The 556-nt window shown below is 45.0% G+C and carries 1 protein-coding gene; it reads left to right on the forward strand.

Annotated features, from left to right (window positions below; genetic code table 11):
• Positions 1-556: colicin E3/pyocin S6 family cytotoxin (locus ACFFXY_RS25365; RefSeq protein WP_382357099.1), on the forward strand; the 556-nt coding region annotated here is incomplete at both ends.

Raw genomic sequence — 556 nt, forward strand, 5'->3', positions numbered from 1 at the left:
CAGGAAGCCGATAAAAAGGTAAAAGAGGCAGAGGCAAATAAAGATGATTTTGTGACTTATAACCCGCCTCATGAATATGGCTCCGGGTGGCAGGATCAGGTTCGCTATCTTGATAAGGATATTCAGAATCAGAATGAGAAATTAAAAGCGGCTCAGGCATCTTTAAACGCAATGAATGAATCCTTATCCAGAGATAAGGCTGCACTTACCGGGGCGATGGAGAGCCGGAAACAAAAGGAGAAAAAAGCGAAGGATGCAGAAAATAAGTTAAATGAGGAAAAGAACAAGCCTCGCAAGGGGACTAAAGACTACGGCCATGATTATCATCCAGTACCTAAAACAGAAGACATAAAGGGACTTGGAGAGTTAAAGCGAGGTGATCCTAAAACACCTAAACAAGGTGGTGGTGGTAAGCGGGCCCGATGGTATGGCGATAAAAAACGTAAAATTTATGAATGGGATTCCCAGCACGGTGAGCTTGAAGGGTATCGTGCCAGTGATGGCGAACACCTAGGCGCATTTGATCCCAAAACGGGTAAGCAGGTTAAAGGGCCAG

The sequence above is a fragment of the Glycomyces mayteni genome (genome assembly GCF_042428885.1).
Taxonomy (GTDB): Bacteria; Actinomycetota; Actinomycetes; order Mycobacteriales; family Micromonosporaceae; genus Glycomyces; species Glycomyces mayteni.